We start from the raw sequence: 21,747 nt of genomic DNA, 5'->3' as shown, positions 1-21,747 counted from the left end.
GGGGTAGGGCCGTTACCTCCTCTGGCCTCCGTATTGCCTAAGATACTGAATATTAATTAGTTGTTCTATCTAAAACAGACATTGAGGAATTCTCCGTTCCGTTACTCCGGGCTAAAAGCATGTAATCGGGTGTATTACTTATCATGTGCAAGGTGTTCGCTCTCAGTGGATTGTCTTCCCTGAAAAGTCAGTAGGTTGCGGGAGAAGGACCACGCTAAAGTCGGCCGTAGAAATCAGCTTGGTAGGATACGCCGGATTTGACAATGCCAAAGGCTTGTTGCAGACGGCAATCAAGGCTGCCTTTCCGTTTTTATCCTTCGCTACTAATCGGTCGTAGAGCGCTTTACACGCCGTATTGAATTTGATGGCGGTGAAGCTGCACCTGAAGAGTTTGCCGCGAATTAAGCCCCCGCTCATCTTCGTGATACGGACTTTGCCCCGCACGCTGGGGCCAGAAGTGTACTCGCGGGGCGAGAGGCCGGCTTTGGCAATGAGCTACCAGTTGCGCGAAGCGGAAGTGACGCTATTTCGGGGCCGGCGCCCAGTGTTGGCAACCAAGCTGGTGCCTACGGCCCAGGTGGACTTGCTGGATTTTGCGCCCTCTGCCCAGCCCGGGGGCCGCATTCACGTATTCGTGTTGTAGGAGAACCTCTCCCTGGTAGGGGACACGAGAGAACGGCGCCCGTACTCCGGCCCCACACCGCCGACCGGAATCACGGCCAATCTGGCGACGGATGAAGCCCGGGGTATTGGTTTCACCTGGACCCTGACGAAGTAGCCCGGCAACGAGGAGCGCCAAATCCAGCCTCCGTGTCGACGGTTCGCTTGCTACGCACAAAGCCTTTTCCAGGATTTGGTGCAGCAAAACGCCCCTAAAAACTGGCATTTTTAGGGGCGTTTGCGTGGGTTCTGTACTAGTTCAGAAAACGAGCGTTTTATGGGACGCTAGCAAAGCATATTGATAAACAACACTTTGAAGCTTAGAGTAATCCTCTAGCGCAACCCCGCACAGGCCGGCCGCTCTCAGCGGCATTAATGGCGCTTTTGCGACTACCGCACGCACTTACCAGCCGGTGTTTTGCGTGATATTGGGGTTGGTGTTCAGCTCGCCCTGCGGAATGGGGAAATAGGCAAACTTGGGCGCGAAGAACTCCTTGCCTACTTTGTCGCTGTTCTTGATTTCCTGCTCCAGCAGGCCCCAGCGTTTCAAATCATAAAAGCGCTGGCCTTCGCGGAAGAACTCCAGCATGCGCTGGTGGCGAATTTCGGTCATCATCTGCGCAGTCGACAAGCCGGCAGCTAGCGCGGCCAGCTTGGCCCGGGTGCGCACCTTGTTCAGCAGCGGCATGGCTTCGCTGGCGCGGCCCTGCATGGTCAGCGTTTCGGCATACAGCAGCAGGATATCGGCGTAGCGCAGCACCTTTTCGTTAATGTCCGAAATCCAGATACCCTCGTTGTTATCGTGCCAGTTCTGGTACTTGCGAATCAGCGCGCTGTAGCCAAAAACCAGCTTGAAGTCCTTGAACGGCTTGTTGTAGTACATGGCTCCCGGATAGTCCCATACCAGCGTGGCGTACATGCGGGCGTCGTAATCGCCGCCCACGGCCTTCTCCAGCTTAAACTCGTTGAACAGCTTGTCGGTGGGCGACACCTCAAACCAGCCGGCCACCTCGGTAGGTGCAAATTCCTGCGCCGTGGTCACGCCCAGGGCTTCATTGGCATTTTCGCCAGCCCAGGGCTGCGAGCCGCCCACGTTCTGGTTCTGAATCTCGAACAGCGACTCCACATTGTTATCGGAGCCTTTCGAGAAGTTGTCTTCAAAATTGGCCATCAGGGCATACGTGTAGGGCGCCTGCGCGGTGCCGTCGGGCTGCGCCAGCTGCTTAAATACTTTTTCCGCCTCCGCCCAGTTCTTCTGGTACACGTAGGCTTTGCCCAGCATACCCAGGGCGGCGCCCTTGGTGGCCCGCCCTACCCAGGCGGAGGGGTAGGAAACCGGCAAGCCGGCCGCACCAGCCTGCAAGTCGCTGACAGCCTGCGCCCACACGTCGGCCTCCGGCGACTTGCTCACAAAATAATCGGCCCGCTGCACCGGCACTTTGGTAATAATCGGCACCGAGCCAAAGTTGGTGGCCAGCAGAAAGTAGTTGAGCCCCCGCAGAAACTGCGCCTCCGCGACGTACTGCTTTTTGGAGTCGCTGGCAATGTCGCTGAGGGGCGCCTGCTCTATTACCTGGTTGCACCGGAAGATGCCGGTGTAGAGGCCCGTAAAAATGCCGCCGGGCGTGCCGGTGGTGGGGTTGTTGGTGAAGGTCGACAGCTGGTACAAGTCCTTCACGTCGTTGCGAATGAAAAAGTCGTCGCCGCGGCCATTGGTGGTTTCAATACCACGCACGCCGTAGTAGCCGTTGTTCACATCGTGAAAAACCTTGTAGGTAGCCGCCAGGCCCGACAGAAAATCGGCGTCTGTTTTCCAGAAAGTGCTTTGAACGATGGAGTTGGGACTTACCTGGTCCAGATTCTTGGTGCAGGCACCAAGGCTTAGGACCAGCAGCGAAGCATATACAATACGTTTCATTATCGTGGGAATAGAAAGGTTAGAACGAAACCTGCACCCCGAGCAGGGATGTGCGGGCCAGCGGATAGGCAACGTGCGGAAAGTCCACGCCCCGGTCGAGGATGCCCCCGCCCGTTGCCCCGGCGTTATAGCGGCCCAGGTCGGGGTTGAAGCCCGTGTACTTGGTGATGGTGAACAGGTTATCAAAGCTGATATAGAAACGGCAGCTATTGAGCTTAATTGCGCTCAGCACGCCTTTCGACAGGGTGTAGCCGAGCTGCAGCGTGCGCAGGCGCAGGTAGGAGCCGCTTTCCAGAAACCGGTCCGAGGTCTGGGCATTCAGGTTGGGGTCGTTGATAACGGCGCGCGGAAAATCCGTGTGGTGGTCGGGCGTCCAGGCATTGAGCGTGGCAGGCGAGTAGTTGGCTTCCACACTCATGCTCTCCAAATCCTCGCGGGCGCCATTGTAGATTTTGTTGCCGTAGGTGCCCTGGAAAAAGAAGCTCAAATCGAAGCTGCGCCAGGAAGCGTTGCTGCCGAAGCCGTAGGTAAACTTGGGGGTAGGGCTGCCGCAGTACTGCCGGTCGTTCTGGTCAATCTGGCCGTCGCCGTTGGCATCCACAAACTTCACATCGCCGGGCTTGGCGCCGGGCTGCACGAGCTTGCCATCTACGTTATAGGCATTTATCTCATCCTGCGAGTTGAAGATGCCAGCCGTTTTAATCAGGTAAAAAGCGCCCACCGGGCCGCCGGCCTGCGTAATGGTGGCCGACGCGCCGTGGTGCGTGGGCTGCCCGCCCGAAATCTGCTGCGTGCCGGTGCCCAGAAAGTCCACGTTGTTCTGGATGGCCGTGAACGTACCCGTTAGCTGGTAGTTGAACTCGCCGACTTTGTTGTTGTACGTCAAGGCGGTTTCTATGCCTTTGTTCGTGATTTGGCCCGCGTTAATGTAGGGGCTCGTGCCGCTGGCCCCCGAGGACAGCGGAATCGGCACCTGCAGCAGAATGTCGGAGTTGCGGCGCACGAAGTAGTCGGCCGTCAGGTTCAGCTTGTTGTCCAGAAAGCCCCAATCCGTGCCGATATCAAAGGTTTTGGAGGTTTCCCACTTAATGTCGGGGGTAGCAAAAGCAGTTTGGATAGCGCCGGGCCACAGCTGCTGCGTCTGGCCAATCACGTAGTTCGTGTTTGCGCTGATGAGCGGCACGTACCGGTAGTCCGGGATTTCCTGGTTGCCCAGGATGCCATAGCTACCCCGGATTTTCAGGTTGGTTATCACCCCTTCCAGCGGCTTAAAGAAGCTCTCGTTCACCACGTTCCAGGCCAGGGCCACCGATGGGAAGTTGCCGTATTTATAGGCCGGCCCAAAGCGCGAGGAGCCATCGCGGCGGAACGTGCCGGTTACCACGTAGCGGTTATCATAGGAATACACCAGCCGGCCCAGGTACGAAAGCAGCACGCTCTCGTAGGCGTAGCCGCCGCTGGCAATGTTGGTGGTGCCAGCGTCGAGGACCTGAATGCCGTTGGGCATTCCGCTCTTCGAGCCGCTCAGCGCGTTGTACTTCGTATCCTGGTAGGTGTAGCCCACCAGCGCCTGCACATTGTGCTTGCCGAATACTTTGCTGTAGTTCAGGGTGTGCTCCTGCAGAAAGTAGTTACGCTCACTTTTATTCTGCGCTAAATCGGGGTCAGCGTTGTTGAACAGCGTTCCCACGGTGTACGGGTAGGCGTAGTCGCTATAGGAGCCGAACGTGCTGGTGTAGCCCAGGTTAAGCCGGTATTTCAGGCCGTCTACAATCGAAACTTCCGCAAAGCCATTCAGAATGGCGGTGGTGCTTCTGGTTTCCGGCACCTCCAGGTTCAGCTGCGCCACGGGGTTGGCAATGTTGGTTACGGGGCCATAGGCGCCGCCGTAGCCGCCCACCGCCGTGGGGTCATACACCTGAAACACCGGAATCATTTTCAGGGCCGAGCCAACGGGGTTGCCGCCCTGGCCGCCCCAGCCACCGGCCATGCCGCGCCAGTATTCCCGGGTCAGGATAATCGTTTCGCCAATGCGCACCCGGCCTTTGGTGAAGTCCGTTTTCAGGCGCAGGTTCCAGCGGTCGTAATCCGTTTTCTTGACGATGCCCTGCTGGTCGAGGTAGCCGCCCGACAGGCTATAGGTGAAGTTGTCGCTACCCCCGCTGGCGCCCAGCGTGTAGTTCTGCATGGGCGCGGTGCGGTAGATTTCCTTTTGCCAGTCGGTACCAGCGCCCAGGGTTTCGGGGTTCTTGGCAATGTCGAGCCGGGGTAGGCCCGCATTGTCGTGCGCGGCGTTGCTGACGGTGGCCCACTGCGAGGCATTCAGCACGTCAATTTTCTTAGCTTGCTGCTGCACGCCGTAATAGGCGTTGAAGTCAAGGCGGTTTTCGCCTTTTTTGCCGCCTTTCGTAGTAATGAGAATAACGCCATTGGCCGCGCGCGAGCCGTAGATGGCCGCCGCCGAGGCATCCTTCAGCACATCAAACGACGCAATATCCGTGGGCTGGAGGTTGTTGATGTTATCCACCTGCACGCCGTCCACGATGTAGAGCGGGTTGTTGTTGTTGAGCGAGCCGGCGCCCCGGATGACCACCCGCACCCCCGAGCCCGGGTCGCCGCCTGACGACTCAATCTGCACGCCCGCGACCCGGCCCTGCAACGATTTCTGCACCGTATTGGACCCCTGCGTGCGAATGTCCTCGGCTTTTATCGACGAGATAGCGCCCGTCACATCTTCGCGCCGCTGCGTGCCGTAGCCTACCACCACCACGTCGTTGAGGGCTTTCACATCGTTTTGTAAGCTAATGGTCAGCGTCGCCCGGCCATTCACTGCAATTTCCTGGGTAGCAAAACCGATGGACGAGATGACCAGGGTGGCATTGCCATCGGGCAGGTTCAGACTGAAATTACCCGACTCGTCGGAGGTAGTGCCGAGCGTAGTGCCTTTTACCACCACCGTAGCGCCGGGAATGCTTTCATTGTTTGGGCCTACTACCCTGCCTTTTACGGGCAGTGGTGCCTGCGCAGCGTAAGCGTTAGCCAGCAGGTAGTTATCTACAAATGATTGCGTAACCACAGGCAAAAAACCACTCTTTTTTGAAGGTATTGCCGGCTTACTAAAAGCAGCCGCTGCAGCGGTACTTTTTGCGAGGGCCAGCGCGGGAGGGAAAGCGCAGACCAGCAAAAGCGAGCAGGATTTGAGTGAAGAAAGGTTTGACATACAAACAGCGTAAGATGGGTGGGAATAGTAAAGGCAGACAGCAGAAATTACAGGTCGGCAAGCCGCTGCAACAGGTCAGTTTTTAGTTCTCGCCAGCAGTGGGGCATCTGGTGCCATTCCGGGCTATGTTCTTATCCGGCGGACCTTTGGCATAGGCAGACCAGGCCAGCTGGCGCAGCGATGCCCCTGGATGTGTATGTTCCCATAAACGTACCGCATTGACCTCCATAGGGCCTGAAAAAGTGGCTGAAGCAGCCTGGGTGGGAGAAAAGAGTCATCGTGAAAGCGCACCGCGCCAGGCAAATTTGATTGCAACCAGCGACGTAGAAAAAGCCGCTATTCCAGCCAGGTAGCCTGCTCAAAAGTATTGACCCTGGCAGGAAGAAAGCAAGGGCTTTTTAAGTAAATAAGGGGGGTAAATTCGCCTTTATTTTTCAGCCCATATCTCCTAACTATTTATTAGACAAATAATTAATTATTTTTAGCTGCTGCTCATCCTGGTTGGCCCGAGATAGCCGGCCGGGCGCGGGCTAGGGGTTCAGAGCCCGGACCTTGGGCTGGTCGAATATGCCCAGGTTCCAGCAGTCGTGCCACTGTAAGCGCGGCTGCTGGCCCTCAAAGCTCAGCGGCAACCAGATGTAACCGCCGTCGATGGGATTCTTGGGCGTCCAGTGGTCGGCCCTAAAAATGAAGGCATGCTTTTACCCGCCACCGGCAGAATATAAGTGCTCTGCGAGTGGAAGGTCGAGTCGGCATCAGGACCACCGGCGGGGTTGGCAAGCTGCTACCACGGCCCCCAGATAGTCTCTGAGGTAGTCGGGTAGACCTGGACAGAACGGGGTAGTATATTTCCTTCGTCATGAAAGACACGCCAAAACCTGCTAAACGCCGCAGGTACGATGCGCCTTTCCGTGCCGAAGCCTTGCGCCTGGCCGAGCAAAGCCGCTCGACTCAAGCCGCTGCACGAGCGCTCAATATCGACCCGAAGCGCATCTGCCAGTGGCAGAAAGCCGCCCCAACGCCGGTGGCCGCCGCGTTGGGGGCCGCCCTGGACCCGGCCACGGCCGCCGAACTGCGCCAGTTGCGGGCCCTGGCCCGGCGGCAGGCGCAGGAACTGGAAATTTCAAAAAAAGCCATTGCCAGTTGCCTGCTATGAGCGCAGGCTCTCGCAGACCGAGACGCCACGAGCCACTACCGCTTTATCGCCGCCGAGCGCGACCACTACCCCATGCGCCAGCTCTGCCAGGTGCCGGGCGTGCCGGCCAGCGGCTTTTATGCCTGGCAACAAGGCCCGCAACGGGCAGTGAGCAGCGAATCACCGGCCTGGGAAACAGCGCTGGTCAAGGTAGTTAACGTCTACAAACGCCGCTACGGCACCCGCCGCCTCCAGGTGGCCTTGCGCCAAAAAGGGCACCGGGCGGGCCATCAGCGCCTGCGCACGGCCATGCGCCGCCGGGGCCGGCACGCGCTCCAGCCCAAGGCTTACACCCCGCGCACGACCTATTCGGCGCATAGCTTGCGTTGCGCGCCCAACCGCCTACCCCGGAATTCATCACTCACCTCGACCGCGGCGGGCAGTACTGCGGTAACGCCTACCGCGCCCTGTTGCACCAGCACCGAGCCCTTCGTTCGCAGAGCCGACGCGGCGACTGCTACGATAATGCCCAAGCAGAAAGCTTGTGGTCGCGCTTCAAAACCGAAGAGCTTGAACGCTGGGAATGGCCGGTTTTTGCCGACTTAGCCGACGCGCGTTTGACTTTAGGACCCTACTTTTAACCGACGTCTAAGGCGCCAACCGGCCCGAAACGCTTCTGTATAGCACCTTGAATAAAGGCGCTTTGGTACGTTCGCCTCAACGGAAATTCTTTCCTACTATGCTCAAAGGATACGTAACAATGCCGTAGCTTTGCACCGTGCTTCAACCAAAAAACCTGTTAACGAAGCGCGGGACCCTGCTTAGCAGGGAGCCGCGAGTGGCCCGGAAGGTCTTCGCCACCATTGGTTTTCCTGATTTTGCCTTTGGCATTTCCGTTGTTTTTTCTGAGTGTTGCCCCGCCACCGTTTCGGACTCCGAAACGGTTTTTTTATGCCCGTTGAGTTCGTTACCTGCTGCCTGGTAATCCTTTCAGCCAGCAACCCCCTACCCCCCCTGGACGCTAACACCCGCTCCCCTAACCATAGCTGCCACCATCACCGCGGCCCACACCGGTAGCCGGTTTCCCCGGCATGGGTAGGGGCAGATACTGCTTCACCTAGTCCGTTTTAGCTAGTCAACCTCACTTTTCCTCCACTCCGGTATGGCACGTAAAGACCTGCTCGACATCGCATCCCTTCACCGTGAGGAAATCGAGTTCCTGCTCGACCAATCCACGTCCTTTAAAAAATTGTTCGCCCACTCGGTGAAAAAAATCCCCGCCCTCGAGGGCAAGTCCGTGCTCATGCTGTTCTACGAGGCCAGCACCCGGACGCACTCTTCCTTCGAGGTCGCGGCCAAACGCCTCTCGGCGGAGGTGACGAATTTCGACGTCGCCCACTCCTCCATCACCAAGGGCGAGTCGGTGCGCGAGACCATCGAGACGCTCCAGGCCATGCGGACCGACTACATCGTCGTTCGCCACAGCCACTCCGGCCTGCCCGGCATGATTGCCCGCCAAACCACAGCGTCGGTCATCAATGCCGGCGACGGGGCGCATGAGCACCCTACCCAGGCTTTGCTGGACGCCTTCACCATCAGGGAAAAATTTCCTGACCCCAGGGGCAAAAAAGTCCTCATCATCGGCGATATTCTCCACTCCCGCGTTGCGCGCTCTACCAGCACCCTGCTGCAAAAGCTGGGCGTTGAGGTTGCTTATCTCGGCCCGGGGTCGCTGGTGCCCAAATACGGCCCGGCCACCATCCCCCGCTTCACCGACTACGAGGCGGCCATGGCCTGGGCGCCCGATGTGGTATACCTGCTCCGTGTGCAGATGGAGCGCCAGGACGTGCAATTTTTTCCCAGCCTCCGCGAATACCACCGGGTCTACGGCATCACTAATACCCGGCTGGCGGAAATCCGCGACCGCGGCCTCTACATCATGCACCCCGGCCCCGTGAACCGGGGGGTCGAGCTGTGCGACGCCGTCATGGACTACGAGCGCAGCCTCATCACCAACCAGGTCGAAAACGGGATTTCCATTCGCATGGCCGTGCTCGACTGGCTCACGCCGGGCGGGGAGTTTCCGCGGCAGGAATCGTATGTCGCGCGGCAGCGCGCTGGTTCAGCGCTGCTTACGTCCTAAGCGGCGCAAGCGGCGGCTGGTGCCGCCCGTGTATTTTCTTCTTCACTAGCCCAAATATCCCTACCCCCCCCTTGCCGGTTTACAGCACTCATCCAGCCATGCTTCTCCTTCAAAACGCCCGCATCGCCTCCGAAAATTCACCCGTACTTATCGAGGGCGATGTCCTGATTGTCGAAGGAAAAATTCAGGACATCGGCAGCAACCTGGCCATTCCCGAGGGTGCCCGGGTCATCGACGCGCGCGGCCGGGTTCTTATGCCCGGCATGTTCGATGCCCACGTCCATTTCCGCGCCCCAGGGTTTGAAAACAAGGAAACTATCACTACCGGGAGCGAAGCGGCCATCAACGGCGGCATTACCGGCGTGGTCATGATGCCGAATACCCGCCCGGCGCTCGACTCGGCGACTGCGATAGCCACCGTGCTGGAAAATGCCAAGCACCGGTCCCGTATTCCGGTGTACACCTCCGGCTGCGTCACCAAGAACCGCGAGGGCAAGGAGCTGGCGGAAATCGAGGGCATGCGCGGACTCGGCGTGAAAATGCTCACCGACGACGGGGACACCACCGCCGACCCAGCAGTGCTGCTGCGGGCGATGCAGTACGCCACCGAGTTTGGGATGTTTTTTGCCAGCCACTGCGAGGTATCGGAGCTGGCCGGGCCACGCGCTCTGAACGAAGGGGTGATGAGCTACCGGCTTGGCATCAAGGGCTCGCCGGCGTGCGCGGAGGAAATTATTATTGACCGCGACATCCGCCTGGCCCACGCGGCGGGCGCACACGTGCACATCCAGCACGTGTCCAGCAAGCTCGGCATGGAAACCATCCGCTGGTGGAAATCGCGCGGCGATGTGAAGGTGACGGCGGAAGTGATGCCGCACCACCTGCTGTTCACCGACGAGCACATTGGCGACTACGACACGAACTACAAGATGAACCCGCCGCTGCGGACGCAGGCCGATTGTGATGCGCTGCTGGAAGGACTCATTGAAGGGGTATTCGACCTCATTGCCACCGACCATGCGCCGCACACGCCGTTCGAAAAAGCCCAGGATTTTATCAGCGCGCCCAATGGCATTACCGGCCTGGATACGGCCCTTGTCTCGCTTCATCACCACTTCGTCGAGCCCGGAAAATTTGGATGGGACGTGGTGGTGAAGCGCTATTCGGCGGAGCCCCGCCGCCTGATGGGCCTGCCGGTAGCCGCCATCGAAGTCGGCCAAGAAGCCAACTGCGTTCTGTTCGATACCGAAGCGGAAACGACCTTCACGCGGGAATTCATGAAATCCAAATCCCAGAACACGCCCTTCATCGACCAGACGCTGAAAGGCCGGGTAGACGTGGTGATTTTAGGTTCGGAAATCCTGCTGGAGCGCTGAGGGTTCGTTGCGCTCGTTTCTAAAATGTCTTTTTTGCTCCGTCGCACTTGCTGGGAGTTCGTTTAGAAAATGTGACCAGACCGAAAAGGCAGCTGGACTGCCGAAGAAGACTGGCCTCGGTTAAACGTTTGGTACGGAAGTTAAACGAGTTGCTTCAAACGCCGTGACCACCGTTTAAAAACGGCATTCAGTGGTCCGTAGAACGTGTTTGTTCAGCGAAACCTCCGTTTTACTGAACAATATGCCTCGACGTTCGCTACCGAGCAACCTAGGCAGGGAACACCCCATGGTTCAGGAAACTTGTTCAGAAGCTGTTTGAGTTAAATTTTCTTGATAAAAGAAGTAGTCCACTCACAGCGAAAGGTTTATAGTTCAGACCTTTGCTCGCATGACTGGGGGCGTCTGGAGCCGTTGCTGGTCGTGCAACGGCGCAGCAAGTGGCCGCTGGTGGAGATTGTCAATGCCACTTTGTACGTCCACAAAAACGGCTGCGTCTGGCAGGATGTACCGGGCGATTTGCCGCCCTGGGGCACCGTGTACTGATATTTCGACAAGTGGGAGGCAGACGGCACCTGGGCCCGGGTGAGCGCCTGCCTGACGGTGGCGAGCCGGGAACAGGCCTAAAAAAAGCCTGCCCCACGGCCGTAATTCTGGACACGCAAAGCGTTAAGAATGCGGCGACTGCCACCGGGGCCACGGTGGGCTTCGACGCGGGCAAGTTGGTCAAAGGGCGTAAACGCCTGGTGCTGACCGACACGCTGGGTCATGTACTGGCTAGTCGGGTGCTGCCTGCGGATGCCGTGGACGGGGCCGCCGCCGTTGCCTTCTGGGACGAGGTGGCTACCACGCACGAGTTGCTGGGTCAGCCCGGAGTGCCAGCCTGCGGGGCTGCACCAGCCTAACCAGCCGTTGACCGCTGCCTTGCTGCTGACCCAGTTGTTCGACATGCAGCAAGGGCCTGCGTCGTCCTTGTGCGCTAAATGCGACTTTTGGACCAAACTTTTAACCAAGGCCATTGCGGTAAGGCAAGGCACGCTGCTACCTCCGCCAGCTTTTCGCTAGACCAGCCTTTTGGCTCACCTTTGCACCCCACTAGCCAAGACCTACCCGGGATGAATGACACAGAGCACGCAGAAAGAGAATACCTGGAAGAAATCAAGGAGAAGCTAGCGCTGGCTATTCGGCGCGGCGACGAGGCCGTGAAGCAGTTTTCCAGCGAGCTGCGGGAGAAAAAGCAGTACCTGCACGAGCACCAGTCGAGCATGGACGACGCGGATATGGTGGCCGCCGACCAGTCCATCAACCGCATGGCCTTCACGGGGGAGGCCGCCGTGGCTCGCAAGCGCAAGCTGCTCAAGCTGCTGCAATCACCCTACTTCGGGCGCATCGACTTTGTGGCGCAGGGCGGGGCCAAATCACTGGTGTACATCGGCGTGCATTCCTTCCTGGACGAGCGGCAGCGCCAAAACCTGATTTACGACTGGCGGGCGCCCATCTCGTCGCTGTTCTACGACTATGAGCTGGGGGAAGCCGCCTATCCCACGCCGTCGGGCTCGATTGCAGGCACCATCGAGTTAAAGCGGCAGTACAAGATTCGCGACGGCCAGCTGGAGTTTGTGCTCGAAAACGACGTGAATATCCACGACGACGTGCTGCAGCGCGAGCTGGCTAAGTCGTCCGACGAGAAGATGAAGAACATCGTCGCCACTATTCAGCGCGACCAGAATGCGGTGATTCGCAACGAAACGGCGTCGGTGATGGTCATTCAGGGCGTGGCGGGCTCGGGCAAAACCTCGATTGCCCTGCACCGGATTGCCTTTTTGCTCTACCGCTACCGCGACACGATTGCGGCCAAAGACGTGCTCATCATCTCGCCCAATAAAGTCTTCGCCGACTATATCTCCAACGTGTTGCCCGAGCTGGGCGAGGAGCACATTCCGGAGCTGGGCATGGAAGAGCTGGCGGCCGACTTGCTCGAAAACCGGTACCCGTTCCAGTCCTTTTTCGAGCAGGTGTCGGCGCTGCTCGAAAACCCCGACCCCGCCTTCGTCGAGCGCATCCGGTTCAAGTCATCGGGCGAGTTTTTGAGCCAGCTCAATAAGTACTTGCTGCATGTGGAGAACAACTACTTCACGGGTAGTGAGCTGCGGCTGGGCCGGCTGCTCGTGCCGCTGCCGTTTATCCTGGGGCGGTTCAAGGCCTACCACCGGGTGCCGATGCTGAAACGCTTTCCGCTGGTGGCCCAGGATGTGCGCACCTACGTGCGCGACGCCACCCAGCGCAAGCTAACCGGGCAGGAGAAATCCCTCATCGGCGACGCCATTCCGGGCATGTTCAAGTTCACCCAGGTGCTGGATTTCTACCGCGATTTCTACCGCTGGCTAGGCCGTCCCGAGCTCTGCCGGGTCGAGCCGGGCCAGCGGGTGGAATACGCAGATGTGTTTGCGCTCATTTACCTGCGCCTGCGGCTAGAGGGCCTCACGGCCTACGAGCACGTAAAGCACCTGGTGGTGGATGAAATGCAGGACTATACCCCCGTGCACTACGCCGTGCTGTCTCGCCTATTCCCCTGCCGCAAAACCATCCTGGGCGATGTCAACCAGACGGTGAACCCCTACAGTGCGTCCTCCGCCGAAACCATCGAGCGCGTCTTTCCCCAGGCCGAGGTCGTCAGGCTGCACCGCAGCTACCGCTCTACGCTCGAAATCACGGCCTTTGCGCAGCGCATCACGCCTAACCCCGACCTCATTGCCCTAGAAAGGCACGGCCGCGAGCCGCTGGTAGCGCGCTTCGACAGCCCCACCGAAGAGCTGCAGGCAGTGCAGCTGCTGGTCACTGCCTTCCAAAGTAGCGGCCAGCAGTCGCTCGGCATCATTTGCAAAACCCTGCGGCAGGCTACCCAGGTGCAGCAGGTGCTGCAGGGCCCCGGCGTACAGCTGCTCACGGCCGAGTCCACCGCTTTTAAAGAAGGCGTAATCATCACTACGGCCTACTTGGCGAAGGGCCTCGAATTTGACGAGGTTATTGTGCCGTTTGCCTCAGCCGCCACCTACAAAACGGAGGTAGACCAGGGTATGCTTTACGTGGCGTGCACCCGCGCCATGCATCAGCTCTCGCTGACTTATACGCAGGCTATCACTCCCTTCTTGTCACGCTGACCTGCTGAGCCTCGCCAACTAGCTTTGGACTTACTTGAAGCGAGTTTGTCACCCAAGACAGAGTCTCGTCCATCAAATGACTAGAGCAGGCGATAACATTCATTAACTGTTCGCGGCTGTTGCAGAATTCAGCTAAGAACCTCACGTGTGGCCACGTGCCCAACCTGGCCGTGGAGGAGCGCATCCAGACCTACTGGAGCGCCGCCACTGCCAACCCCAGCGAATATTTCCAGACCGACCTGGGCCAGGTGAGCACCGTACGCGCCGTGCAAATCAACTACGCCGACCAGGGTGTGAACCCGGTTTTTATGAGCCGGCAGCCGGGGCTCTATCCATCAATATAAACGCTACTACTCGCTGGATGGTAGAGTCTGGACGCTGCTGGTGGATAAAAGCCGCAACAAAACAGACATCCCGCACGACTACCTGGCGCTGAAAACACCGCTGCGCACCCGCTACCTCAAGCTCGAAAACGTGCATATGCCCACCGGCAAGGTTGCCCTCAGCGGCTTGCGGGTATTTGGGCAGGGTAGTGGCGCACGGCCGGCAGCAGTGAAGGATTTTGTGGTGCTGCGCACGGCCACCGACAAGCGCAGCGCCTGGCTGCGCTGGGCCCCGGTAGACGGTGCTTACGCCTGTAATATCTACACCGGGCTGGCGCCCGATAAGCTGTATAGCTGCATTATGGTGCACGAGGCCAACGATTACTATTTCAAAGGCATGGACAAGGACCTACCGTATTATTTCACCATTGAGGCCATTAATGAGAACGGCGTATCGGGCCGCACGGCCGTTAGCAAGGCGGAGTAAAACCGGCTGCTTATTGCTCGCGGGCGCTCTTCGGCGTTGGTCAGTGAGCTATTTTTTGAAAATCTTCTTTTCCCGTTTTCTGATTGCCCAATCGGGGTATTCACGCAGTTACGACACACGCCTACCCACCTTTGGGCGGCGCAAGTGCCCGGTTGAGCGGCAGCTGGCCGGCGGCTACTGCACACGCCAAGCCGTTTAGCTACTTCCACAAAGGCCACGAAGTGCCTTTATAGCGCGCAGAGGACATTTTCTAACAGCTTGCGCTACGGCCTAACTTTCCGCTTTCATTCCTACCCCACCCTTCCTCATGAAACACCGCCAATCGCTATTTCGGGCCGCTTTGCTGCTGGCGCTGGGCCTGGCCGGCACCAACGCCCAGGCCCAGGTGCGCGCCAAAGCCCCGGCTAAACCTAAGGCCAAGCCTGCCGCCCCCGCCCCTACCCCCGGCTCGCCCGCCGTGGACCCGCAGATGCAGCAGTTCGTGACGAGCCTGATGCAGAAGATGACGCTGGAGGAGAAAATCGGCCAGCTCAACCTCGTGTCGGTGGGCTTCGACGTGACGGGCCCCGTGGTGAGCCAGAACGTGGACGCCAACATTAAAAAAGGCCTGGTGGGCGCGGTGCTCAACACCTTTACGCCGGTGGCGGCGCGCAAGCTGCAGCAGCAGGCCATTCAGGATACGCGGCTGCACATTCCGCTCATTTTGGGCTACGACGTCATTCACGGGCACCGCACCATCTTCCCGATTCCGCTGGGCCTGGCTGCCTCCTGGGACCTCGACGCCATGGAGCGCAGCGCCCGCATCGCGGCCGCCGAGGCCTCGGCCGATGGCTTGAACTGGGTGTATTCGCCGATGGTAGACATTGCCCGCGACCCGCGCTGGGGCCGGGTGGCCGAGGGCGCCGGCGAGGACCCGTACCTGGGCTCGCGCATTGCGGAGGCCATGGTGCGCGGCTTTCAGGGGCCGACCAACGACATGACCAAGCCCGAAACGGTGATGGCCTGCCTCAAGCACTTTGCCCTGTACGGCGCCGCCGAGGCCGGCCGCGACTACAACACCACCGACATGAGCCGCCAGCGCATGTACAACGAGTACCTACCCCCCTATCGGGCGGCGGTGCGGGCGGGCGTGGGCTCGGTGATGGCGTCGTTTAATGACATCAACGGCATTCCGGCCACGGCCAACAAGTGGCTGCTCACCGATTTGCTGCGCAAGCAGTGGAGTTTCCAAGGCTTCGTTTCTACCGACTACACGGGCATCCCGGAGCTGACAGCTCACGGCATGGGCGATGAGAAAAAGGTATCGGAACTGGCTCTGAACGCGGGCGTGGACATGGACATGGTGGGCGAGGTTTTTCTTAGGCAATTAGCTACCAATCTCAAGGAAGGCACCGTGACCCAGGCGGCCATCGACCAGGCCTGCCGCCGGGTGCTGGAGGCCAAGTACAAGCTCGGCCTCTTTACGGACCCCTACCGGGGCGTGACGGAGGAGCGCGCCAAGGCCACCGAGATGAAGCCCGCGTACATCGCCGATGCCCGCGACATCACGCGCCGCACGCTGGTGCTGCTCAAGAATGACAAGCAGACCCTACCCCTCAAAAACACGGTGAACGTGGCCGTGGTGGGCCCGCTGGCCGACCGCAGCCGCGACATGATTGGCAACTGGAGCGGCGCCGGCGACGGCAAGCAGGCCATCTCCATCCTGCAGGGAATCAAGAACGTGGGCGGCGCAGGCGTGCACGTGACCTACGCCCAGGGCGCCAACGTGACCGACGACCAGCAGATGATTCAGCGCCTCAACGCCCACGGCGGCGAGCTGAACATCGACACCCGCTCGGCCGAAACGATGATTGCCGAAGCCGTGCAGGCCGCCCAGGGCTCCGACGTGGTGGTGGCCGTGGTGGGCGAAAGCCAGGGCATGACCGGCGAGGCCGCCAGCCGCGCCGACATCGGCCTGCCCGGCCGCCAGCTCGACCTGCTCAAGGCGCTGAAAGCCACCGGCAAGCCGCTGGTGGTGGTGCTCGTGAATGGCCGCCCGCTCACCCTACCCTGGGAAGACCAGCACGCCGACGCCATCCTCGAAACGTGGTTTGGCGGCACGCAGGCCGGCAACGCGGTGGCCGATGCGCTATTTGGGGTGTATAACCCGTCGGGCAAGCTCACGATGACGTTTCCGCGGGCGGTGGGGCAAATTCCAATTTATTACAACCACAAGAGTACCGGCCGCCCCTACGCCGGCGTGCTACTCGATAAGTATAAGTCGCGCTACCTCGACATTCCCAATGACCCGCTCTACCCCTTCGGCTACGGCCTGAGCTACACCACGTTCACCTACGGCAAGCCTACGGTAAGCCAGGCCAGCATCAGCCCCGGCCAGGACCTCGAAGTGACCGTGACGGTGCAGAACACCGGCCAGTACGACGGCACCGAGATTGCCCAATGCTACCTGCGCGATATGGTGGGCAGCAGCACCCGCCCGGTGCAGGAGTTGAAAGGCTTCCAGAAAATCACCCTCAAAAAGGGTGAAAGCCGCCAACTCACCTTCCACCTGGCGGCCAACGACCTGAAATTTTACAACGACAACCTGCAGTTCGTGTCCGAGCCCGGCGAGTTTCAGGTGATGACCGGCGGCAACTCGCGCGACGTGCAGATGACCAGCTTCACGCTGACGAAGTGAGGTACTGAGCACAAAAAAAGCGGCGGAAACTTCGGTTGCCGCCGCTTTTTTTGTGGCTCCGAGCCACATTACTTAACCATCCGGCAGCCTCATTACGCAGGGCGCCGTATAGGTTATTAAGCTCATCACCAGATAGTATACCTCATGCGTCCCACGTCAATCAGAACACTCGCCGCCCAGGCGGGCCCGTCCCTCTCAGTCGTCGGCGATACCTACCGCATCGTGACCTCGGGTGAGCAAACCAGCGGCGCCTACGCCATCATCGATATGCTGGTGCCGCCGGGGGGTGGGCCCGGCCCCCACGCCCACACCGACATTCAGGAGGCATTTTATGTCATTGCGGGCGAAGTAGTGGTGCGGTCGGAAACCCAGACGTACACGGCGCGCCAGGGCGATTTCGTGGATATTCCCAAAGGTGGCGCCGTGCACAGCTTCACCAACGAGTCGGACGCCGTGGCGCACCTGCTGTGCGTGGTAGTGCCGGCCGGCCTGGAAAAGCTGTTTGAAGAGATTGGCCAGCCCGTGGCGGCCGGCGAGTTTTTGCCCCAGCAGGAGCCTACCCCCTCCCAGCTACAGCAGATGCAGGCCGCAGCCGAGCGACACGGCCAAGAGCTTTTTCCACCCGATTATTTGAAGAAATAACGCTTTTCGCGTCGAAAACAATCACATGACAACCCTAAACAACAAGCGCCTGGCAACTACCGGGCGCTTGTTGTTTAGAGCATTAAGGGGGGTAGGGCGAGCCTACTCAGCGTCTTTCAGTGACTGCATGTCGATGACGTAGCGGAAGCGCACTTCCTCGTCCATCATCTTGTCGAAGGCAACGTTGATATCCTGCATCTTTATCATTTCCACCTCGGGCAGGATGTGGTGCTCGGCGCAAAAATCCAATACTTCCTGGGTTTCGGCAATGCCACCGATGACCGAGCCGGCCACCGTGCGGCGGTGCAGGGCTACCTCCATATTATTGAGGGGCAGCTTATACGGCCCTAGTAGGCCCACCGTGGTGATGATGCCGTTGCGCTTGGCCAGCTTCACGTAGTCGTTCACGTCGAACATGTCGGGGATGGTGATGAGGATGAAGTCGTACTTCAGCTCGTGCGCCTTCATCGAGTCGGCATCGGTCGAAATCAGCACCTCGTGGGCGCCGAGCTGCTCGGCGGCCTCGCGCTTTTTTTCGTCGCGGGTCACGGCCGTGACCGTGGCACCCAGCGCCCGCGCTAGCTGCACGGCCATGTGGCCCAGCCCACCAATGCCCACCACGGCCACGCTCTGGCCGGGGCCGACGTTCCAGTATTTGAGGGGCGAATAGGTAGTAATGCCGGCGCACAGAATCGGGGCCGCCGCCTTAATATCCAGCGTAGCCGGGATTTTGAGGGCAAACGACTCCTTCACCGTCATGTTGGTCGAGTAGCCGCCGAAGGTGTTGAAGTCCTTGTTTTCGGGCTTCATGTAGCCGTTGTAGGTGGCCGTCCAACTCACGGGGCCTTCGCAGTAGTTTTCCTCTTTTTCCTTGCAGGCCGGGCACACGCCGCACGAATCAACCATGCAGCCTACCCCCACAATATCACCCACTTTGAACTTGGTAACGGCGGAGCCAATCTGGTCCACGCGGCCGACTACCTCATGGCCCGGCACGCAGGGATAAATCGTGTTGTGCCAGTCGTTCTTGACCTGGTGCAGGTCGGAGTGGCACACGCCGCAGTACAGGATGTCGATGTGAATTTCGTCGGCCTGCGGCGGATTGCGCTCGATGTCCATCGGCTTGAGGCCGTTGAAGATGGAGCCGCTGGCCCCGTAGGCCTTGGTAGGAATGGTAGCTTGCATAAGCGGAAAAGGAAGGTTAGAAAAGGATTGCTCTTTACTAAACGACCCAAACCGCTACTGAGTTACGGCCGGATGGACTGCTGTAACAGCTTAAACAGAACTATTGGAAACAAAAAGACGGTCATGCTGAGCTTATCGAAGCATCTCTACCGCTCCGTTGGATGAAGCGACCAAGATGCTTCGACAAGCTCAGCATGACCGTCTTTTTTTACGCTTTTCTTCCTACCCCCTAGTTCATGGCCGGCGGCGTCTTCACGTACTTGTCCAGCCACGAATCCATCTCCCAGAGCATGTGGAGCAGGTTTTCGCGGGCCGAATAGCCGTGCGACTCAGCGGGCAGCACCACGTAGCGGGCCGTGGCGCCCTGGCCCTTGAGGGCGGCGTAGAAGCGTTCGCTCTGGATAGGAAACGTGCCCGAGTTGTTGTCGGCCTCGCCGTGAATGAGCAGGATGGGCGTCTTGATTTTATCGGCGTAGTTGAACGGCGACATGGCATCGTACACGCTCTTGGCTTGCCAGTAGGTGCGCTCCTCGCCCTGGAAGCCAAAGGGCGTGAGGGTGCGGTTGTAGGCGCCGCTACGGGCGATACCGGCTTTGAATAAGTCGGAGTGCGCCAGCAGGTTAGCCGTCATAAAGGCCCCGTAGCTGTGGCCCATCACGGCCACGCGGGCGGGGTCGACCACGCCCAGGCGCTGGCCCTCGTCGATGGCAGCCTTGGCGCTGCTCACCAGCTGCTCGGTGTAGGTATCGTTGGGCTCGGCAGTGCCCTCGCCCACGATGGGCACGGTGGCGCTTTCGAGCACGGCGTAGCCCTGCGTGACCCAATACACGGGCGAGGCCCAGCTGAGGCGCGTGAAGGTGTAGGGCGAGCCGCTCACCTGCCCGGCATTGGCCTTATCCTTGAACTCGACGGGGTAGGCCTCCATGAGCGTGGGCAGCGGGCCGTCGGTTTTCTTGTAATTGGGCGGCAGGTAGAGGTTGGCCGTGAGGGCTACCCCATCGGCGCGCTTGTAGTGCAGCACCTGCTTGCGGAAGCTACCCCCAAACGCGGCGTAGGGGTTGGCGAAGTGCGTGAGGGCCAGCGGCTGGCCCTTCTTGCCCAGCTCGCGCAGGTAGTAGTTGGGCACCTGGTCGGCGGCCTCGCGGCGGGTCAGCAGCTGCAGCTGGCCTTTTTTGCCGTCGAAAAGCGCGGCCGGAATCTCGTAGTGCGGGGCTTCGGAGCGCCATAGGCGGGTAGTCTTATTGGTGGTCAGGTTCAGCTCATCCACGAAGGGCCGGTCGCCTTCGGGTGAGGCGCCCTGGCCCATCAGGTAGAGGGCCTGGCCGCTCTGGGCCAGGCGCAGCACGCTGCGGCCCTGCGCATTGCGGCGCGTGACCGGCGAGCCGGGATTGTGGTAGGTATCCTGCGACGAGCCATCGAAGAGCACCTTCAACGGCTGGCCGGGGGTAGCGGGGTCGAGTTGCCAGGTGGTTTCGTGGCGGTCGGCCCAGCGGTAGCCATCCACCAGCGCCAGGTGGTCGGTGCCCCAGGTCATGCCGGCATAGCGGAGGGGTAGGGCGGCCAGCTCCTGCGCTGGGCCGGTGAAAGGCGCGGGCAGCAGGTACACCTTGTCGCGCACGTCGGCTTTCACCTTGGGGTCGCCGCCGTCCTGGGCCTCGGCGTAGCTGAGAGTGGCGGGCGCGTCGGTGCGCCAGCCGTGGTCGCGCGGGCCGGTGGGCACGGCGTCGAAATTGGTGGGCACGTTGTCGGCCAGCGGCAGGTCGGCGATGGTCTTCACCACGCTGCCCGTGGCCAGGTCGAGCACGTCGATGCGCTGCGGGAAGCCACTGATAGGCAATGTGTAAGAGAACGGCCGGTGGGCCGTGCGCACCAGCACGTAGCGGCCATCGGGCGAGGGCGACGCCGTGCGCAGCACGCCCGGCTGGCCCAGCGGCTGGGCGCTGCCGTCGGCCAGCTTCACACGCACGAGCTGCGCGGTAGCGTAATATTCGAAAGTCCGCTCATCGGCGGGGTTTTTCAGCAAATCCTGGTAGGTGCGGGCGCCCGACTTCTTGCCGCTACCGGTTTCCTGCACGGCCGGGCCGGTGGGCGTGGCATCGGCGGCCGGGGCCGCGCCGCGCCCAGCGGGCACGGTGCGCGCCAGCAGCGACTGGCTATCCGACACCCACTCGAAAGAGGTACCGAACACGTCATTGAGCGGCGTGGCCAGCAGGCGGCGGGCCGAGTTGGTAGCCACGTCGGCCACCCACAATTCGACCCGCCCCCCTACCCCCTCGGCGGCGGGTGTAGTCAGGGTAAAGGCGAGGTGCTGATTATCAGGCGACCAGCTGGGGCTGCTGATGCGCGCCTGGGCGGGCAGGTCCCGCACGGGCGTTTCGGCCCCGCCGGGCAGGCGCTTAAACTGCATTCCCACTGCGTAGCTCACCCGGCTCTGGCCGTTGGTGCGTGGGTTGAGGCGCAGGCCGGCCAGCCGCAGCTCGGGCTGGCTAAGCTCGGCGATGGTCGGGAAATCCTGCACGGCCAGGATGGCCAGCACGCTGCCATCACCGGCGAGGCTCACGCGGGGGGTAGGCGGGGCCAGCAGCAAGTCGCGGATAGCGGCGGGCGGCTGCTGGTACTGGGTTTCCTGGGCCATGGCGGGGGCTGCGAGCAGCAGCAGCACGGGTAAGAGTTTTTTCATGGGGAAAACAGCTGGCGTAGAGTTGAAGAAACCGAAAGAACGTCATGCTGAGCTTGTCGAAGCATCTTGCTCACGCCATTGGGGGTAGTAACCCAACGAGGCGAGCGAGATGCTTCGACAAGCTCAGCATGACGTTCAATGTT

17 protein-coding genes are annotated in these 21,747 nt (G+C 60.2%); 12 read left to right on the top strand and 5 right to left on the bottom strand.

Going from position 1 to position 21,747, the window contains the following annotated elements:
• Nucleotides 1-162 precede the first annotated feature (162 nt).
• On the bottom strand, nt 163-444 hold the full coding sequence (locus E4631_RS27020) for a hypothetical protein (RefSeq protein ID WP_368027861.1): 282 nt from the start codon (nt 442-444) through the stop codon (nt 163-165).
• Between E4631_RS27020 and E4631_RS05675 the strand changes: the two genes are divergently transcribed.
• Nucleotides 422-643 (top strand): hypothetical protein, encoded by a 222-nt coding sequence (locus E4631_RS05675; RefSeq protein WP_133655929.1) that lies wholly within the window; start codon nt 422-424, stop codon nt 641-643. The two genes, E4631_RS27020 and E4631_RS05675, sit on opposite strands and share 23 nt — an antisense overlap.
• A gap of 420 nt (nt 644-1,063) precedes the next feature.
• On the opposite strand, the gene E4631_RS05670 is transcribed toward E4631_RS05675, so the two are convergent.
• On the bottom strand, nt 1,064-2,578 hold the full coding sequence (locus tag E4631_RS05670; RefSeq protein WP_133655930.1) for a RagB/SusD family nutrient uptake outer membrane protein: 1,515 nt from the start codon (nt 2,576-2,578) through the stop codon (nt 1,064-1,066).
• A gap of 19 nt (nt 2,579-2,597) precedes the next feature.
• On the bottom strand, nt 2,598-5,654 hold the full coding sequence (locus E4631_RS05665; RefSeq protein ID WP_166647947.1) for a TonB-dependent receptor: 3,057 nt from the start codon (nt 5,652-5,654) through the stop codon (nt 2,598-2,600).
• A gap of 1,003 nt (nt 5,655-6,657) precedes the next feature.
• Here E4631_RS05665 and E4631_RS05660 point away from each other — a divergent pair.
• The 11 genes from E4631_RS05660 to E4631_RS05610 all read left to right on the top strand — a co-directional run bounded on the left by E4631_RS05660 (nt 6,658) and on the right by E4631_RS05610 (nt 17,739).
• Nucleotides 6,658-6,954, top strand: coding sequence for a transposase (locus tag E4631_RS05660; RefSeq protein ID WP_133655932.1), 297 nt, complete (start codon nt 6,658-6,660; stop codon nt 6,952-6,954).
• 72 nt (nt 6,955-7,026) lie between these two features.
• Nucleotides 7,027-7,539, top strand: a complete 513-nt coding sequence (locus tag E4631_RS25815) for a transposase (protein WP_166647948.1) — start codon at nt 7,027-7,029, stop codon at nt 7,537-7,539.
• 556 nt (nt 7,540-8,095) lie between these two features.
• Complete coding sequence (locus E4631_RS05650; RefSeq protein WP_135318590.1) at nt 8,096-9,076, top strand: aspartate carbamoyltransferase catalytic subunit; 981 nt, start codon at nt 8,096-8,098, stop codon at nt 9,074-9,076.
• A gap of 98 nt (nt 9,077-9,174) precedes the next feature.
• Complete coding sequence (locus E4631_RS05645; protein WP_135318589.1) at nt 9,175-10,452, top strand: dihydroorotase; 1,278 nt, start codon at nt 9,175-9,177, stop codon at nt 10,450-10,452.
• A gap of 330 nt (nt 10,453-10,782) precedes the next feature.
• Nucleotides 10,783-10,995 (top strand): transposase, encoded by a 213-nt coding sequence (locus E4631_RS26750; protein WP_262709784.1) that lies wholly within the window; start codon nt 10,783-10,785, stop codon nt 10,993-10,995.
• Between the two features lie 11 nt (nt 10,996-11,006).
• Complete coding sequence (locus E4631_RS05635; protein WP_133660125.1) at nt 11,007-11,354, top strand: hypothetical protein; 348 nt, start codon at nt 11,007-11,009, stop codon at nt 11,352-11,354.
• A 210-nt stretch (nt 11,355-11,564) separates the two neighbouring features.
• Complete coding sequence (locus E4631_RS05630; RefSeq protein WP_133660124.1) at nt 11,565-13,610, top strand: ATP-binding domain-containing protein; 2,046 nt, start codon at nt 11,565-11,567, stop codon at nt 13,608-13,610.
• Nucleotides 13,611-13,729: 119 nt separating this feature from the next.
• A complete protein-coding gene (locus E4631_RS05625; RefSeq protein WP_133660123.1) occupies nt 13,730-13,954 on the top strand; it encodes a hypothetical protein in 225 nt (74 codons plus the stop codon).
• Between the two features lie 40 nt (nt 13,955-13,994).
• Nucleotides 13,995-14,420 (top strand): fibronectin type III domain-containing protein, encoded by a 426-nt coding sequence (locus E4631_RS05620; protein WP_133660122.1) that lies wholly within the window; start codon nt 13,995-13,997, stop codon nt 14,418-14,420.
• A 307-nt stretch (nt 14,421-14,727) separates the two neighbouring features.
• The gene (gene bglX / locus E4631_RS05615) at nt 14,728-17,097 is read left to right on the top strand and encodes a beta-glucosidase BglX (protein WP_166648270.1); all 2,370 of its coding nucleotides are present in this window, start codon (nt 14,728-14,730) and stop codon (nt 17,095-17,097) included.
• 144 nt (nt 17,098-17,241) lie between these two features.
• A complete protein-coding gene (locus E4631_RS05610; protein ID WP_133660121.1) occupies nt 17,242-17,739 on the top strand; it encodes a cupin domain-containing protein in 498 nt (165 codons plus the stop codon).
• Between the two features lie 102 nt (nt 17,740-17,841).
• On the opposite strand, the gene E4631_RS05605 is transcribed toward E4631_RS05610, so the two are convergent.
• Both E4631_RS05605 and E4631_RS05600 read right to left on the bottom strand, forming a co-directional pair.
• Nucleotides 17,842-18,924, bottom strand: coding sequence for an NAD(P)-dependent alcohol dehydrogenase (locus E4631_RS05605; protein ID WP_133660120.1), 1,083 nt, complete (start codon nt 18,922-18,924; stop codon nt 17,842-17,844).
• Between the two features lie 229 nt (nt 18,925-19,153).
• Nucleotides 19,154-21,604, bottom strand: coding sequence for a prolyl oligopeptidase family serine peptidase (locus E4631_RS05600; RefSeq protein ID WP_133660119.1), 2,451 nt, complete (start codon nt 21,602-21,604; stop codon nt 19,154-19,156).
• Between the last annotated feature and the right edge of the window lie 143 nt (nt 21,605-21,747).

This window comes from Hymenobacter sp. UV11 (assembly GCF_004684095.1).
Classification (GTDB): domain Bacteria; phylum Bacteroidota; class Bacteroidia; order Cytophagales; family Hymenobacteraceae; genus Hymenobacter.
This window is presented reverse-complemented; position numbering and strand designations above follow the sequence as displayed.

Excerpts from the sequence above, each read along its gene's own strand:
- E4631_RS05670 (WP_133655930.1), bottom strand. The coding sequence starts at position 2,578 with ATGAAACGTATTGTATATGCTTCGCTGCTGGTCCTAAGCCTTGGTGCC.
- E4631_RS05660 (WP_133655932.1), top strand. The coding sequence starts at position 6,658 with ATGAAAGACACGCCAAAACCTGCTAAACGCCGCAGGTACGATGCGCCT.
- E4631_RS25815 (WP_166647948.1), top strand. The coding sequence starts at position 7,027 with ATGCGCCAGCTCTGCCAGGTGCCGGGCGTGCCGGCCAGCGGCTTTTAT.
- E4631_RS05650 (WP_135318590.1), top strand. The coding sequence starts at position 8,096 with ATGGCACGTAAAGACCTGCTCGACATCGCATCCCTTCACCGTGAGGAA.
- E4631_RS05645 (WP_135318589.1), top strand. The coding sequence starts at position 9,175 with ATGCTTCTCCTTCAAAACGCCCGCATCGCCTCCGAAAATTCACCCGTA.
- E4631_RS05630 (WP_133660124.1), top strand. The coding sequence starts at position 11,565 with ATGAATGACACAGAGCACGCAGAAAGAGAATACCTGGAAGAAATCAAG.
- bglX (WP_166648270.1), top strand. The coding sequence starts at position 14,728 with ATGAAACACCGCCAATCGCTATTTCGGGCCGCTTTGCTGCTGGCGCTG.
- E4631_RS05610 (WP_133660121.1), top strand. The coding sequence starts at position 17,242 with ATGCGTCCCACGTCAATCAGAACACTCGCCGCCCAGGCGGGCCCGTCC.
- E4631_RS05605 (WP_133660120.1), bottom strand. The coding sequence starts at position 18,924 with ATGCAAGCTACCATTCCTACCAAGGCCTACGGGGCCAGCGGCTCCATC.
- E4631_RS05600 (WP_133660119.1), bottom strand. The coding sequence starts at position 21,604 with ATGAAAAAACTCTTACCCGTGCTGCTGCTGCTCGCAGCCCCCGCCATG.